Consider the following 15,573-nt stretch of genomic DNA (forward strand, 5'->3'; position numbering starts at 1 on the left):
TGTGACCGAAACCTCTACAACGGGCGGCGTATTCCGCAGTATCGCGCTGGCAGCATTGCTCATTAGCCTGGGCAATATTGCCAGCCGTCTCCTTGGCCTGGTGCGCGAACCGATCATTGCCGCCTACTTCAGCCGTGGACTGGCAGTTGACGCCTTCACCCTGGCATGGACAATCCCAAACGCGCTTTATGAATTACTCATCAGCGGTGCGGTGAGTGCCGCCCTGGTGCCGGTATTCAGCGAGTATGCCGAACGTGACCGTGATGAGTTCTGGTATGTCGTCTCCACGGTCATCACGCTGGCCTGCACGGTGCTGGTCATTGCCAGTGCCATACTGGCCTGGCAGGCACCACTGGCAATCGCCCTGCTGACCAGACCAACCGAGTCTGCATTGCAAGCTGAAGCGGTGGCACTGGTTGGCTGGCTGCTCCCAGCCGTGACATTGATGGGCATTTCGGGCATTGTAACGGCAATCTTGCATGCCCAACGGCAGTTTCTGTTGCCGGCATTTGTCGCAGCAGCCTTCAACGCCGGCATGATCGTTGGCATTGTTACCCTGGCCCCGCACGTTGGGGTCAAAAGCCTCGCGGCGGGCACCCTCATCGGTGCTGCGGCACAATTGATCATTCAATTGCCGGGATTGCGCAGAGCGCACATCCGCCCGCGCTTCGATCTGCACCATCCGGCAGTTCGCCGTATTCTACGCCTCTACGCTCCGGTCACACTTGGGATCGGGTTCTCGCTAATTGGGGTAACGATTGATCGCTGGCTGGCCTCAGGATTTCCCGCCGCAATCTCAACCATGCGCTTTGCTACGACGCTCATTCAGTTTCCGCTGGGACTGGTAGCGTCGGCAGTGGCACTGGCAGTGTTGCCAACCCTCTCGCGCCAAAGTGCTGCCGGCGATGAGGATGCTTTTCGGGCGACGCTGGCGATGGGGCTGAAGGTTGTGTTGCTCTTAATCCTGCCGGCTACCGCTGGTCTGGCAGCACTCAGTCAACCAATTACGGCTGCTCTGTTCGAGCGAGGAGCGTTTCAAGCGCAAGACACAGCGATTACCGCCCTGGCGTTGCTGGCGTATCTCCCCGGATTACCGGCGGCGGCCATCGATCAGATGCTTCTCTTCGCGTTCTACGCTCGCAAGAACACGCTGACCCCCAACTTGATTCAAGGTGCAGCCATTCTGTGCTATCTGGTGGTTGCCATACCGCTTGCCGAATGGACATCGTTGGGATTTTTGGGCCTGGTACTGGGCAATTCCGCGCAGTGGATCGGTCACGCAATTATCACCGCGTGGTTGTTGCAGCGCTCGCTACCGCTGAATGGATTACGGCTCGGAGAGGCAATGATCAAGGGATTACTGGCAAGTGGCGTGATGGCAGGTGCAGTCAGTGGGATCGCAATCCTGACCCAGCCATTACCACCCCTTGTTCAGGTGATTGTGGCGGGCAGTGCCGGGGTCTTCATCTATGCGCTGCTCGCTATGAGATTGCGTTTAGAGGCAGCTACCTTCTTTGTTGAGACCATTCGCCGTCGTCTGCATCGTTCGCATTAGCGCTTGTGGTAGACGTTGGTCATCGTTGCCAAACCATGGGTTAGCGTCTGGCAACAAACAGGAGCCAGGAGTTGCGGCGCGCCACTCGCGCCCGATGGAGATCACAGTGGGTACGGCAGCATGACTTCCGACGCGAGCCTGGTCGAACAGCCCTTTCAGGGTTGACATCCGGGGCAGGCGCAGGCAACGGCTTCACCTGCCCCACGCGACATGATGTCTCTCTAGGCATACAGGCGTTGTTCGAGCATCTGCATCCGCTCAACAAAGAGCGACAGGAAACGGGGCGTATCGAATTCTACAACCGCCCGTGCGTTTGGCTGACGGCCATCGCTTAGCATAAAATCAGCCACCGTAAAGCCCATCGTTAACGGGCTACAGGTCTCGACCGTCACATGAACATCGGCATAGGTTGCCAGATCGGGCAGAAAGACCAGCGCCAGTGCAGCCGGATCGTTAATTGCACAGCCATCATAGCCAAAATAGCGACGATGAAACTCGATGTAAAACCGGGTAGCATCGGCGATGAAGCGACCAATCGGCTTGCCCGCCTGGGCCAACCGATTGACTTCACTCTCGTGGAGGCGCACCAGGCGCGTAATATCCCACGGCATAATCACCAACGGAGCACCCGACGAGAAGACGATCTGGGCAGCGTGTGGATCAGCGTAGACGTTAAATTCGGCCCGTGGCGTTACATTCCCATCAGCCCGTAATGCTCCACCCATTATGACGATCTCGCGTAACGCACCGGCAAGACGGGGTTCTTTACGTAGTGCAAGAGCAACGTTAGTCAGGGGGCCAACTGCAACCAGCGTCACTTCGCCGGGAGCTTCCAGCGCGGTACGAATGATAAAATCGACCGCGTGTTCAGAGACCGGTTGGAGTTGAGCCGGTGGCAATTGTGCATACCCCAAACCACGTTGTCCGTGGGTGTCGTGTGCAGTCGTTAGTGGTCGCAGTAACGGTCGATCACAGCCGACAAAGAGGGGGATGTGGTGGCCGCCGCTCAGTTCCAGTACCGAGAGACCATTGGCTACGGCCTCGGCCAGCGTACAATTGCCGTGCACAATACTCAAACCGACCAGCTCAATCTCAGGCGAGGCCAGTGCGAGCAAGATTGCCAGGGCATCATCAATACCTGGATCGGTGTCAAGCACGATCCGGCGAGGTAAAGGACTCATTGTTCCTCCTGCGTGGAAACAAACGCTAGTGCAAGATCGTTGATTACTATAGCACAAGTGAATACACGTCTGACAGGCAAGACGAGAGTCCGGCGGTTATAGTGTTCAATTGACGCTTTGCCGGGGGCGTGCCATAATTGAACACGAATTACGAGCAACAGGAGCTGGCATGCGTGCCTATCTTGATATTGAAACAACGTACAGCGGCACGATGAGCGTGATCGGAATCTACCGCCATGACAGGGGCGTCATTCAGTTGGTCGGTGGTGGCATCCGTGATGTCGCGCTCTATGAGGCGCTCGAAGCCGTTTCGACTATCGTGACCTTCAACGGTAGTAGTTTCGATTTACCGGTAATCAAACGGCAATTACAGGCAGACCTGCGTGCTGAGTTCGCCCATCGCGATCTCTTGCACGAATGCCGGCGCCGTGGACTACGTGGTGGGTTGAAGGGAGTAGAAGAAAGACTCGGCATTACCCGTGTTTCGTCTGGCCTGACCGGTCGTGATGCGCCGCGCTTGTGGGAGCGATACGAGCAATATGCCGATCAACTGGCATTGCAAACCCTCCTCGACTACAACCGTGATGACGTAGTCAATCTGGCTGTACTGGAAGCATTGCTCGATGCCGGCAATCCGCCTCTCGCCAACCCGGCGCGCTTTGTTAAACTATGGTAGACAAACAGCGATATTATTGCATCACTCTCTGCAAAAACAATGCAACCACAACTACTTGACGGTCGTTATCAAATCGAACAGCTCCTGGGCGAAGGCGGGATGGCCCGCGTCTACCTGGGACGTGATCTCCGGTTGAATCGCCCGGTCGCGATAAAGATTCCGCATCCTCACCTCATGACCGATCCCGATTTTATGGCGCGTTTCCGTCACGAAGCACACGCAGCCGCGATGGTCAGTCATCCGAACCTGGTCGATGTTTACGATGTCGGTCAGGATGGTGACCGACATTACATTGTGATGGAATACGTGGCCGGCACGACGCTCAAACAACTGATCAACCGTGAAGCTCCGTTTGCGATTCCCCGTGCAGTGCGCATTGCCGAACAGATTGCGCGTGGCCTGCACGCTGCCCATCGCGCCGGATTGATCCATCGTGACATTAAACCGCAAAATATTATCGTCACCGACGACGGACAAGTGCGCATCACCGATTTTGGGGTCGCCAAGAGTCGGCTCTCGACCGCCATGACCGAAACCGGAGTGACGCTGGGGACGGTTGATTATATCGCGCCAGAGCAAGCCCAGGGTCGGGCAGCAACTCCACAATCGGACATTTACGCTTTGGGGGTGGTGCTGTACGAGATGCTTACCGGACGCCTCCCGTTCACCGGTGATAACGCGGTAGCAGTGGCAATGAAGCATATCAGTGAGCCGCCGCCACCACCACGTCGCTACAACCCGCAGATTCCGGCTGCCCTGGAAGCAATTATTCTGCGGGCATTAGCCAAAGACCCGGCACAACGGCAGCAGAGTGCGCTTGAACTGGCCGAAGAACTACAGGCGTATGACCGGTTGGTATCACAGGCGACAGTGGTCAATCCAGGCATTGCACCGCCGCCTGCTCAGGTGCAGACGCGCTCTCCCGGCCCACAACGCCCGGCACAGGTCACAGCAGCGCGCCCGGCACCAATTCCCAGCCCGCGCCCGGCAGCCACCCGCGCCCCGCGCCAGGAAAACGTCGGATGCGGTGTCTTCCTGGTAGGTATGCTAACCCTGGTTGGCGTACTGGCGATTGTCTTTGTGGTCAGTAGTGGGATGTTGAATAACCTTTTCAGCGGTAATACCAATCGCCCGGTCACACCAGCAACCGGTACCAATCCTTCAGAAACTCCGTCACCAACCATCGTCGCCACTGCCATTGTTCCCGATATTGTGGGACGCAGCGATGGTGAAGCCCGCACGTTATTAGAGCAAAATCAGCTCATTCCGGCACCAACCGGTGAGTATAATCGCGATGTTCCCCAGGGGATAGTGATTACCCAAACCATTTCTCCCGGTACGATTGTCGAGGCGAATAGTCCGCTGTCGTATACGGTGAGCCTGGGACCGTTGCTGGTATCAGTTCCCGATGTCACAGGCACACGCAGTACTATCGCTCGCGATCAATTAATAGCCGCCGGTCTGACGGTGACTGTGGTAGAAGAACCCAGTCAAACCGTTGATGTCGGATTTGTGATCAGACAATCGCCGAGTGCAAATCTGCGCATTCCCCAGGGAGACGAGGTAACAATTTACGTGAGTCTGGGTGATGTGGTGCGCTTCCCCGACGTTATCGGACGGAGTAGAGCGGAAGCTGAAGCCATTCTGAACAATACGCCGGGTATCATTCTGGTTTACGTCGATGTGCAGGGGCGCGACCGACTCCCCAACTTTGACAGTTATGCCCCCAATCAAGTGGTGAGTGCAGCGCGGGAAACAAGTGGTGGGTATGTTGGGCTAAATAACGGCGATTATATTCCGAGGGGAAGTCGGGTTGTGCTGGGAGTGCGTGCGGAGGAATAGCGCGTCTATCGGTCAGTCGTCTTTGGTCTGGTAGGAGGCAGCGCTGCCTCCTACAATCATTTTACGCTGGCATACACTATCAGGTGCGGTCAGCGGAGGCACTCTGAGTACGTAGGAGTTCGGCTTCAGCCAGCAGGCGCTGGCGTTCACTGACACTCAGGGCGCGATCAGCAAAGCGACGCCACTCTTCATTGGTAGCCCAGGCCCACTGACCGGCTTCAGTCGTGATCCAGCGCGGTGCCTTTGGGGTTGTATGGTGATTAGTTTGCATCATATTGAATACACCTCCTCTTCATCAAGTACATGACTCTACTATCATATCATCACCGGTCACAGAGCATATCATAAAGCTATAAGATTGCGACCGGCTGAATACACATCTAATTGTGGTGACAGACTGCTCATCAAACTGCCGACAACGCCACTTCCTGAATCTGACCATTGCGTAACTGAAAGACGCGGTCAGCTACACCAACCATCTCGCGGCTATGCGTCACCATGATCAGGGTCTTACCCTGTTGGCGGGTAAGCTGGTCGAGGAGATCGAGCACCTGAGCACCGGTATCACTATCAAGATTGCCGGTTGGCTCGTCGGCCAGCACGAGTTCAGGGTTATGAACCAGTGCGCGAGCAATTGCCACCCGCTGCTGCTCGCCACCACTGAGGCGATCAGGATAGGTATTAGCGCGGTCGGCCAATCCAACCGCTTCGAGCATTGCCAGTGCTGCTGCGCGTGCCGTTGCTCCGCGCTGACCATTCAATTCGAGGGGCAGCAGTACATTCTCCAGCGCGGTGAGCGTAGGCGCAAGATTATAAAACTGGAATACGAAGCCAATTGAGCGACGACGAAAGAGGGTGCGCTCCCGCTCACGCAACTGATCAAGGCGCTGCCCGGCCACCCAGATTGCGCCGGTATCCGGTGTATCAATGCCACTCACGAGATTGAGCAGGGTGCTCTTGCCACTCCCACTCTTGCCCAGCAAAACAATCAGCTCGCCAGCCTGAACCTGGAACGTAATGTCACGCAAGACGATCCGCTGACGCTCGCCTTCGAGATATGACTTTGTAACATGCTCACAACAGATAACAGTTTTGTCAATCATTTGCATTGGTTGTTGAAACATTTTGCACAACTATACTGACATTATACGGCATGTTGTCCAGGACATGCAATGGGGGATATTTGCCCATCATTAAGCAAGCGGTAGTATTACGCGCCGAATTGGATACCGCATCCACCGTGCTCAATGCCGGGTGCGTATCGTACCGGTTACTGGCAAATCTGGTAGAACAGAACGCAGGACATACTATCAACACTTCACCCTGGTGCTGCACCTGAGCGCTGATACACTGCACCAATGCTCACACACTGCGATGCCCAAACCGCGGCTCGCCGGAGGTCGTTGAACAGGGCATGCGAGCAGAGCGAGTAGATCACACATCGCGGTTGCGAAACAAAGGGGCGTAGTGGCGCTACGCCCCGCTTCGCGACACTATTTACCTTGGCGACAGGCTTATTCCTGACGCTTTATGCGTACTCGAGCCACCCGTAACGATCAGGACGCTCACCCTGCACGATCCCGAAGAATACCTCTTGCACCGCAGCCGTAATTGGGCCACGCCGGCCTGTACCGACAGGAATCCGATCCACTGATCGGATTGGCGTTATCTCAGCAGCAGTCCCGGTAAAGAACAGCTCATCGGCCAGGTAGAGCATCTCCCGCGGGAGCACCTGTTCACGCACTTCAACCCCCATCTCACGCAGCAACGTCATCACCGTATCACGGGTGATCCCGCTCAGGATCGATGAGGTCAACGGTGGCGTGTAGACAACGCCATTACGCACCAGGAACAGGTTTTCGCCACTGCCCTCGCTGATATGACCATCGGCATCGAGGGCAATCCCCTCGGCGTAGCCATTGGCTATTGCTTCCATCTTGATCAACTGGGAATTCATGTAGTTGCCGCCCGCTTTGGCGAGGGCCGGCATGGTGTTGGGGGCAAACCGATTCCACGACGAGATACAGACATCGACACCCTGTTCCATTGCCTCAGCACCGAGATACTTGCCCCATTCGATGGTTGCAATGGCTACTTCAACCGGATTGTTGAGCGGATTGACCCCGATCTCGCCATAACCACGGAATACCACCGGTCGAATGTAGCCAGAGCGCAAGCGGTTCGCGCGCACGGTTTCTTTGACCGCTGCCACCAACTGATCGAGGGTGTAGGGAATTGTGGTGCGATAAATCTTCGCCGAGTCGATGAGGCGCTGCATATGCGGCGTGAGCCGAAAAATCGCCGGCCCCTGTGGCGTCTCGTAACAGCGAATGCCCTCGAAAAAGCTGGTGCCGTAATGAATGGCGTGCGACAGCACATGCACCGTCGCCTTATCCCACTCCACCAGCTCGCCATTGAACCAGATGTAATCCATTTTCTGGATCGGCATTGATCGCCTCCTTCTTGCGTATCACCAATCACCTGTAAACAAACCTGGTTGCTGCCAGCGTTCTTGGGGCTGCCAGCAGATGATACCACCAGGAACCGGTCGTGCACGAGGCGGCAGTACCTGCATGCGTGGTAAACGCTGGATACCGGCCTGTCGTAGCGTCTGACTGACATCATTTAGCGCAGTCTGGGGCGTATTGGCCCGCCGTGAGATGTGCGCCAACCAGACATCACCGATCCCGCCATGTGTGGCAACCTGAGCCAGCAGTTGGCCGCACTGGGTATTGTCGAGATGACCGAGCGGACTACTGATTCGTTGCCGTACCACCACAGGATAGGGCGAAAGTGGCAGTAATTCACGAGCGTGATTCGCTTCAACGACAATCAGATCAGCCTTTGCCAGCGCCGTTACCGTCTCGGCATTCCAGCTCCCTAAATCAACAGCTATCGCTACAGACACACCGGCCATCTGTATGCGATACCCAACCGGATCGGCAGCATCGTGCGCGACGCGAAAACTCTGCACGTTGAACACGCCGATTGCACCGTATTCGCCTACCGGGAGCGGATCGAGCGCGACAGGATCGGGCGACTCACCCAGGGCAGTCAGTGTAGCCGCGGGCGCGACCAGGGGCACGTTGTAGCGACGGGCAAATGCCAGTGCGTACTGTGCGTGATCAGCATGTTCGTGGGTCAGCAAGACAGCCTGTACCTGCTGCGGCGTCGTATCACAGGCGTGTAACAGATTCGTGAGGGTACGAATCGGGACACCGGCATCGATGAGCAGGGCCTGATCACCTGCTCGCACCAGTAACGCATTACCTGTACTTCCCGAAGCGAATGACGCCACCAGCACAATAGTCTCCGTGCACCGATCTGGGCCATCACTAACTACCAGACGAACGCTGCCAGCGCGCCAATACCTCACGCGCTGCGCGTGCCGCCTGCGCCCGATGACTGATCTGATTCTTCCGTTCAGCACTCAACTCGGCCAGAGTTGCGTCCTCGTCGAGCACGTAAAAGAGTGGGTCATAGCCGAAGCCACCACTCCCACGCGGCGCAAATTCAATCACACCGGGAAGCGTACCTTCCACCAGCTCGGTTGGATGGTCGGGATGGGCCAGGGCAATCACACAAACGAAACGGGCCAACCGTTGATGCCAGGGAATATCACGCATCTGGTCGAGCAGGTACTGCAACTGAGCCGGCCCTGACAGGCCACCATAACGCGCCGAATAGACACCGGGAGCACCGCCGAGAGCGGCTACTTCCAGACCACTATCATCGGCCAGTGTCGGCAAACCACTCAACGCCAGATAACCTTCGGCCTTGAGGCGTGCGTTTTCCGCAAATGTCTGGCCGGTCTCTTCGATAGTCTCCTGAATGCCCACATCGGCTAATGAATAGAGGCGCAGATTGAGATCGGCAAAGATAGCGGCAAACTCACGTAATTTGCCGGGATTGTGGGTCGCAATCAGTAATTCACGCATACGAGTCACTTTGCGATAAGCCGATGTTTGCGCGTGTTACGTGACACCTGGAGGTATCGCGTACTGTGATAACAACACGTTTGCTGTAGCAGCCAATTGATCGGCAACAAGACTGAGCGCCATTGTACACGAATGTAGTGACACGAGCAACTATATGCACGACCACGATGGATGCACGCAACATCGTGGTATCAATATTCACACCGGAATTCGCCGAGATGCAGAGCAGATGGAGAACGACTGGCTATTCCAGTGATACCCCTGCTGGTTGCGTGAGGTGCGAGGAGCGAGAAGGAGTCACGCAAAAAAAGACACCACCCTGCTTCAGTAGGGTGGTGAGAACGGCGTAAGCGGCCAATGTGCAGAAGCCAACAGTGGGAATGCAAAGGGCGCTTCAGGTGCTAACCCCACTCGCCCGCAACCGTTCGGCATTATCGTAAATAATCAGCGCTTCAATAATCTTATCGAGTTCACCATCGAGCACAGCCGGCAAGTTTGAGAAGTTTTGCCCGATCCGGTGATCGGTTATCCGATCTTGCGGGAAATTGTACGTCCGAATCTTCTCTGCCCGCTCACCACTACCGACCTGCGCCAGTCGTGAAGCGCCGATTTCGCGCTGTCGTTTCTCTTGCTCGCGCGCGTACAACCGGGCACGCAGCACCGTCATCGCCCGCTCACGGTTCTGAATCTGTGATCGGCCATCCTGACAGGTAACCACAATCTCTTCGGGGGTACCGGGCTTGTAGACGATCCGCACCGCCGAGTCGGTGGTGTTGACCCCCTGTCCACCGTGACCGGCACTCCGAAACACATCAATTCGTAAATCTTCAGGTTTAATCTCGATCTCTGTTTCTTCGACTTCGGGCAGCACGGCAACCGTTGCAGTCGATGTATGGATGCGGCCACGGGCTTCGGTGGCCGGTACACGCTGCACACGATGAACTCCGCCCTCATATTTCAATTGGCTGTACGCACCTTCACCATGAATCTGGAAGATAACCTCTTTGATACCACCGATACCGTTTTCGGTCAGACTATCAACTTCAACCTTCCAGCCGCGCGACTCGGCAAAGCGGGTGTACATGCGGAAGAGATCGGCAGCAAACAGCGCTGCTTCATCGCCACCTTCACCCTGCCGAATCTCCATAATGACATCTTTTGAGTCGTTCGGATCACGTGGCAATAACAACAGCTTCAACTGCTCTTCCAGACTCGCCAGGCGCTTCCGTTGCGTCTCAAGCTCTTCCTGAGCCAGTGCACGCAATTCAGGATCGCTATCTTCGAGCATGGCTTCAGCCTCCTCAATTGCGCGTTGGGTAGCCTGATATTCGCGATAAGCGTTAACAATATCCTCAATTTCACGCTGTTCGCGAGCATACTGCTGCAAGAGAGTAACGTTGGTCGCTACCTCTGGCTGAGCCATCAACTCGGTTAGTTCATCATAACGTGCAGCAACAGCAGCCAGTTTATCAAACATACAATAATTCCATTACGTTAAGATGGCCGATGGCACAATACGCACTGCCAGTGCAGCGTATGTGCCATCGAGAAGTTTTTTCAATTACAGGCCAAGCGCGGCAGCTTTAGCCAGTTTCTTGCGACGATTTCGTTCGGCACGGCGGCGCTTCTCTTTGCGCTGCTCGCTCTTCGAGATGAAGTGCATCTTCTCGCGATACGTTTTGGTGATGCGCTCGGCAACGACACCTTTATTGAAGCGGCGAATGAGCTGTTCGACAGTTTCGCCTTCACGACGTTCAACTCGCATAGCGCTGCTGGATCAACGGTACGTCAGGCGACATAGAACATCTGTCGGTACGGGGCAATACCTGTTCTATGGTCGTAACCGTGATCCCTCCTCATCACCTCCTTCGCTGTAGATTTGGTGCGCCCCGTAGCAGCGATTATGCGCCGTTATTCTTACACCGAAACGATAGTATACCGGATCGCCGATGAATGTGCAACTGGCTACGCTTCGCGACGTAAGATCGCCCCACCATACGGTGGCAGCGCGACCTTTCCGGCCACAAGTTCGGCAGTCTGGCTCGGCAGGACAACCGTCCAGCGACCTGGAGGTACGGGAATGACGCCAGCCTGTGAGGCATTATTCAGCACAACGAGCCAGGTCTGGTCTTGAGCCGTGCAGGTATACGCCAGGTGTCCACGCTGATCATCAATATGGGTGATAGTCCGCTTACCTCGCCAGACCGCGGTCGTTGCCCGTCGCAGCGCGCCCAGTTGCCGGTAGAAATCGAGCAACTCCTGATCCTGTTCATCTCCCCAGCGCATCGGTAACCGCGATTCTTCCGGGTGACCACTTCCGTCGGCGTGACGCACATCGAGCCGTTGGCTAAGGCCAACTTCAGTGCCGTAGTAGAGTACCGGTGGATGGGGCAGGGTATACTGACAAAGTGCCGCGAGCCGCAGACGACGTGTGTCACCGCGTACCACCCACAAAAACCGATTCATGTCGTGATTGTCGAGAAATGTCGGCAAACTGAAGCCGGGTGGAAAGTAGTTCAGATGGCGGTTGAGAAAGACAGCAAACTGGCTGGCACGTATTTCATCGAAGGCGAAAAAGCGGCGGATGGCTTGCAGCAGCAGAAAATCCAGACAGCCATCGAGACGGCCAACATACGAGCGTAGCACCTCTGCCGTATCCACAGCTTCACCGATGAGCACACAATCGGGCCTGACGGCGCGCATTGCCGCCCGGAATAATGTCCAGAAATCGTGTGAGGGGCCAATGGTATAGTCGAGGCGATACCCATCAACCCCCTGTTCCAGCCAGTAACGGGCGGCATCAATCATAAACTGGCGGGCTGGTGGGTAGTCCAGATCGAGTTGCGGTAATTCGGCAACCCCAAAGAACGACACATACAGATCAGGATAACGGGTAAAGATAAACCAGTCTCGTTCTGGGCTGTGAGGATCGCTAATCGCTCGCTGAAAGATAGGATGTCTGTTCGAGAAATGATTGGCGGTGTAATCAAAGATCACCCGCATTCCCCGGTCATGGGCCGCAGCAATGAGCGTTTGCAGGTCGGCCATGGTACCCAGGCGTGGCTCGACACTGTAATAGTCGGTCGCATCATAGCCGTGGTGAGAGGGTGAAGGGAAGAGTGGCGAGAGCCAGATCGTCGTCGTGCCCAGGCTGGCAATGTAATCCAGATTGCTGGTTACACCGGCGAGAGTGCCACCGTAAATCCCCATCGGAGTTGGCGGATTGGCAAACTGTCGGCCAGGACCAGGATGAAAACGATCAATGAAGACGTGATAAATGAGCGCATCATCAAGCCATCCCGGTACTCCCTCATCGCCAACCCGATACGCACAGGTACGTGGACGGCGGAAGAACGTCAGGTTGAATTCATACCCCATCTCGTGCAGATAGTGATCGCCCGGCCCTGGTTGCCCAACAACACTACCGTCACCCGCAGTTGCGCCGATCACTTCGCTGTACCAGAGTGAGCCGTTCCCCTCACGAAGCCAGGCTTCAATCCGGTAACGAACCACCGTGTCGGCTGGTTGTGGTGGGAGATCAATTGCCCACTCCTCGGCGTATCCCCAGAGCAGGGTATCCCAATGACTGGAGAGACGTTGTCCGTGCGCTACGTGACTTCCCGGCGCCGGCTGACCTCGTTCACCGTGAGGCTCACTACCATCTGTTGTGTAGTAGACACACACCTGATCGGCGACAATTGACGGGCCAAGGGTGACGAAGAGCCGCACCGGTTCGCCCGGCTGTGGAGCGAGCGGCTCCATCCGGTAGCGGTGCGACATACCGGCTAACTCGGCCCGCACGTACCCCAATCGCCGACTATCGGTCGCCATAGTCCCGAAGATAAAATCGGCAGAGACGTGATACTGTTCCACGATGAACCATCCTTTGAGTTGACGTATATCAGGACAAAACGATTGACATTATGCAGAACCAGAGGGGAGCAACATGGGATGGGATGCGCTATCTTTCATACCATCCCATGTTGCAGCAGCGCCTAGCCTTTCACACCACCCAGCGTCAAACCACCGATGATATAGCGCTGTAACAGCAGGTAGACAATTGCGACCGGTAGTGACAGCAAGATCGAGAAGGCAGCAAAGCGCGACCAGGGGATCTGACCGGCATACTGACCGGTCATGTTGTAGAGTGACATGGCGAGCGTAAAATCTTTTGGGTCGGTCAGGAATTGCCACGACAAAAAGAACTCGGTCCAACCACCGGTAAAACCGAGAAAACCGGTCACTGCCAGGGCTGGCGTGGCGAGGGGTAACACGATCTGGAAAAAGACCTGACTCGGGGAAGCGCCGTCGATAATCGCTGCTTCTTCCAGCTCTTTCGGGATAGTGTCGAGATACCCTTTCAGATTCCAGATCGCGAACGGTAAAGCACCCGAAACCATGGCAATCCCAACCCCCAGCAGAGAGTTGCGTAAGATGAAGACTTCACTGCGTGCCGGTGTGATACCGCCATAGATCAAACCGAGGCTGATCGCCAGACCAATTGCGCCAAATAAATAGTTACCTGGACCCGCCGATCCCAGGCGGATGGCCGGTGCTACGGCAAAAACAGTCAAACCGAGCAGCATCAACCCGGCCAGAATCAGCACAATGCTCATAATTGCGCTGCTGATACGAATGCTGTTCAACAGGGCAAACAGCGGTGCAATGGTCGCTACACTCGGCAACACCGTAATCGCCAGCACTGCAATCATCATAAACTGGCGACCGGGGAACTTGAAGCGGGAAAAAGCGTAGGCAGCACTGACACCGATCAACAAAGCAAAGGCAGAGACGCCACCAGCGAGGCGCAGACTGTTGAAGGCCAGTTCGGTAAACGTAACCGGATTGGCTGTTGGCCGGTCGAGCACCTGCAAATAAGCCTGCAACGATGCACCGGGCGGGATCAGATTCAGCTCGGTCGGACGCGAGATATTGCGTGGATCGAGTGACATACTCACGATCCAGAGAACCGGGAATAAGACGGTGGCGGCGATGAACAGACAGATCGCCTGCAACACTAATTGTTGCCACCACTTCAACCGGCGACCGGCGGATGTACTGCCCGAACGACGCGAACGAATGGTGACACTAGACATCGTAGCTCTCCGTGGCGCGAGAAATCTTGTTGGTAATCAAGAAAATCGGGATCAGCACCAGGGCAATAATGACCGAGAAGGCAGCGGCAACACCGTAGAGCTGGTTAACATTAATCAGCTTAAACGCCTGCGTAACCATAATCTCGGTACGACCGAGTGGACCGCCACCACTCATGAAGTAGATGACGTGGAACAGGTTAAATGTCGTTACGATACCAACCATTGCAGCCGGAACCATTGCCGGACGCAACAATGGGAGCGTAATCCGCCAGAATTGCTGTAAACCGGTTGCTCCATCGATACTGGCCGCCTCGTACATCTCTTTCGGGATCGATTGGAGTGCACCGGTAGCAACGATAGTCATAAACGGCCATCCCAACCAGATATTGGCAATCAACATTGCATAATAGCTGAGCGGTAAACCAATCCCTGGAATGGGGTCTTGAATCTGGTTAAACCAGCGAATTTGTACCGGATCAAGACCGAATGGCGTGATAAAGAGATTTATTAACTGATTAATTGAACCGTACTGATCGTCAAACATATTGCGCCAGACGGTAGCAACGACAATATTGGGTAGCACCATGGGCAAAATATAAATGGCACGGTAGATTTTTCGCCCCCAAAGCCCTTCTACATTCAACAATACTGCAATGATCACCCCCAAGACGACATGAAACCCGACATTCGAGAACGTCCACCACAGGTTGAACGCCAGTAAACGCCAAAAATCAAAATTACCACCAAGACGGGCGACAAACTGGGGGTTATTGGTAATGATGTCGAGGTAATTTTTCAAACCGACATATTGAGCCGGTCGATAATTGGGTGGTGTCGTGCCGTTTGGGCCAAAGGGGTTGAGCGTTTGTTTGCCCTCTTCTTTGATGACACCGTAGTCGGTAAATGACATCCAGACCTGAAATGCCAGCGGATAAAAGGTAACCACCATCATGATGATCAACGCCGGCAACAAGTAGACAATTGGGGTGCGCAGTTGTTTCCACCCCTCGCGCAGAGCTGAACGCGGTACACGCACCGATTGCGAGGTCAGCTCTGGATTTGTGGTTGCCATGCGGCTTCCTCCCCTTTGATTGGACTGATTGCCTGAGATGGTGCCCCATTGCGCAACTGTATCATAACCCAAGTTGCCACATACACTGTGAGCAGGCCACGAAAGGCTACTGGCGATGATGACCAGCACGACCCTGCGCACCACATCGTGCAGCGTACCTGACCGGTATGCATCAGGTGGGTCGCAGCCAGTTTCGTAGATGCACGACGTCAC

The 15,573-nt window shown here is 55.4% G+C and carries 14 protein-coding genes; 3 read left to right on the forward strand and 11 right to left on the reverse strand.

All coding sequences use genetic code 11. The annotated features are described in order from the left end of the window. Position 1 precedes the first annotated feature (1 nt). Positions 2 to 1,555: a murein biosynthesis integral membrane protein MurJ gene (gene murJ, locus CAUR_RS02455; protein ID WP_012256387.1), complete on the forward strand. Its 1,554-nt coding sequence runs from the start codon at positions 2 to 4 to the stop codon at positions 1,553 to 1,555. Between the two features lie 221 nt (positions 1,556 to 1,776). On the opposite strand, the gene CAUR_RS02460 is transcribed toward murJ, so the two are convergent. Beyond that, complete coding sequence (locus CAUR_RS02460; protein WP_012256388.1) at positions 1,777 to 2,736, reverse strand: nucleoside hydrolase; 960 nt, start codon at positions 2,734 to 2,736, stop codon at positions 1,777 to 1,779. A gap of 169 nt (positions 2,737 to 2,905) precedes the next feature. Here CAUR_RS02460 and CAUR_RS02465 point away from each other — a divergent pair, with 169 nt between their 5' ends. Next, positions 2,906 to 3,412 carry a ribonuclease H-like domain-containing protein gene (locus tag CAUR_RS02465; protein WP_012256389.1) on the forward strand — a complete coding sequence of 169 codons (507 nt, stop codon included), beginning with the start codon at positions 2,906 to 2,908 and terminating at the stop codon, positions 3,410 to 3,412. A gap of 39 nt (positions 3,413 to 3,451) precedes the next feature. Further along, positions 3,452 to 5,254 carry a Stk1 family PASTA domain-containing Ser/Thr kinase gene (gene pknB / locus CAUR_RS02470; RefSeq protein ID WP_012256390.1) on the forward strand — a complete coding sequence of 601 codons (1,803 nt, stop codon included), beginning with the start codon at positions 3,452 to 3,454 and terminating at the stop codon, positions 5,252 to 5,254. Positions 5,255 to 5,333: 79 nt separating this feature from the next. On the opposite strand, the gene CAUR_RS02475 is transcribed toward pknB, so the two are convergent. The 10 genes from CAUR_RS02475 to CAUR_RS02520 all read right to left on the reverse strand — a co-directional run bounded on the left by CAUR_RS02475 (position 5,334) and on the right by CAUR_RS02520 (position 15,360). Then, entirely contained in the window at positions 5,334 to 5,528 is a 195-nt protein-coding gene (locus CAUR_RS02475; RefSeq protein ID WP_012660455.1) for a hypothetical protein, read from the reverse strand. Positions 5,529 to 5,658: 130 nt separating this feature from the next. After that, a complete protein-coding gene (locus CAUR_RS02480; RefSeq protein WP_242605035.1) occupies positions 5,659 to 6,357 on the reverse strand; it encodes an ABC transporter ATP-binding protein in 699 nt (232 codons plus the stop codon). Positions 6,358 to 6,782: 425 nt separating this feature from the next. Then, a complete protein-coding gene (locus CAUR_RS02485; RefSeq protein WP_012256392.1) occupies positions 6,783 to 7,703 on the reverse strand; it encodes a branched-chain amino acid transaminase in 921 nt (306 codons plus the stop codon). 21 nt (positions 7,704 to 7,724) lie between these two features. Next, positions 7,725 to 8,558, reverse strand: a complete 834-nt coding sequence (locus tag CAUR_RS02490; protein WP_012256393.1) for an MBL fold metallo-hydrolase — start codon at positions 8,556 to 8,558, stop codon at positions 7,725 to 7,727. Positions 8,559 to 8,589: 31 nt separating this feature from the next. Beyond that, on the reverse strand, positions 8,590 to 9,192 hold the full coding sequence (rdgB, locus tag CAUR_RS02495) for an RdgB/HAM1 family non-canonical purine NTP pyrophosphatase (protein ID WP_012256394.1): 603 nt from the start codon (positions 9,190 to 9,192) through the stop codon (positions 8,590 to 8,592). A gap of 394 nt (positions 9,193 to 9,586) precedes the next feature. Further along, the gene (prfA, locus tag CAUR_RS02500) at positions 9,587 to 10,669 is read right to left on the reverse strand and encodes a peptide chain release factor 1 (protein ID WP_012256395.1); all 1,083 of its coding nucleotides are present in this window, start codon (positions 10,667 to 10,669) and stop codon (positions 9,587 to 9,589) included. A gap of 84 nt (positions 10,670 to 10,753) precedes the next feature. Next, positions 10,754 to 10,957: a 30S ribosomal protein S21 gene (gene rpsU / locus CAUR_RS02505; RefSeq protein WP_012256396.1), complete on the reverse strand. Its 204-nt coding sequence runs from the start codon at positions 10,955 to 10,957 to the stop codon at positions 10,754 to 10,756. A 200-nt stretch (positions 10,958 to 11,157) separates the two neighbouring features. Beyond that, a complete protein-coding gene (locus tag CAUR_RS02510) occupies positions 11,158 to 13,065 on the reverse strand; it encodes an alpha-amylase family glycosyl hydrolase (protein ID WP_012256397.1) in 1,908 nt (635 codons plus the stop codon). 122 nt (positions 13,066 to 13,187) lie between these two features. Further along, positions 13,188 to 14,288 (reverse strand): sugar ABC transporter permease, encoded by a 1,101-nt coding sequence (locus CAUR_RS02515; protein WP_012256398.1) that lies wholly within the window; start codon positions 14,286 to 14,288, stop codon positions 13,188 to 13,190. After that, positions 14,281 to 15,360: a carbohydrate ABC transporter permease gene (locus CAUR_RS02520; RefSeq protein ID WP_012256399.1), complete on the reverse strand. Its 1,080-nt coding sequence runs from the start codon at positions 15,358 to 15,360 to the stop codon at positions 14,281 to 14,283. The genes CAUR_RS02515 and CAUR_RS02520 overlap by 8 nt, the downstream gene beginning before the upstream one ends. Positions 15,361 to 15,573: the final 213 nt, after the last annotated feature.

This window comes from Chloroflexus aurantiacus J-10-fl (assembly GCF_000018865.1).
Classification (GTDB): Bacteria; Chloroflexota; Chloroflexia; order Chloroflexales; family Chloroflexaceae; genus Chloroflexus; species Chloroflexus aurantiacus.

What these genes read in the sequence shown, in the direction of transcription:
- CAUR_RS02485 (WP_012256392.1), bottom strand. Translation starts at nt 7,703, where the DNA reads ATGCCGATCCAGAAAATGGATTACATCTGGTTCAATGGCGAGCTGGTG.
- CAUR_RS02520 (WP_012256399.1), bottom strand. Translation starts at nt 15,360, where the DNA reads ATGGCAACCACAAATCCAGAGCTGACCTCGCAATCGGTGCGTGTACCG.
- CAUR_RS02475 (WP_012660455.1), bottom strand. Translation starts at nt 5,528, where the DNA reads ATGATGCAAACTAATCACCATACAACCCCAAAGGCACCGCGCTGGATC.
- rdgB (WP_012256394.1), bottom strand. Translation starts at nt 9,192, where the DNA reads ATGCGTGAATTACTGATTGCGACCCACAATCCCGGCAAATTACGTGAG.
- CAUR_RS02515 (WP_012256398.1), bottom strand. Translation starts at nt 14,288, where the DNA reads ATGTCTAGTGTCACCATTCGTTCGCGTCGTTCGGGCAGTACATCCGCC.
- CAUR_RS02480 (WP_242605035.1), bottom strand. Translation starts at nt 6,357, where the DNA reads ATGATTGACAAAACTGTTATCTGTTGTGAGCATGTTACAAAGTCATAT.
- pknB (WP_012256390.1), top strand. Translation starts at nt 3,452, where the DNA reads ATGCAACCACAACTACTTGACGGTCGTTATCAAATCGAACAGCTCCTG.
- rpsU (WP_012256396.1), bottom strand. Translation starts at nt 10,957, where the DNA reads ATGCGAGTTGAACGTCGTGAAGGCGAAACTGTCGAACAGCTCATTCGC.
- CAUR_RS02465 (WP_012256389.1), top strand. Translation starts at nt 2,906, where the DNA reads ATGCGTGCCTATCTTGATATTGAAACAACGTACAGCGGCACGATGAGC.
- CAUR_RS02460 (WP_012256388.1), bottom strand. Translation starts at nt 2,736, where the DNA reads ATGAGTCCTTTACCTCGCCGGATCGTGCTTGACACCGATCCAGGTATT.
- prfA (WP_012256395.1), bottom strand. Translation starts at nt 10,669, where the DNA reads ATGTTTGATAAACTGGCTGCTGTTGCTGCACGTTATGATGAACTAACC.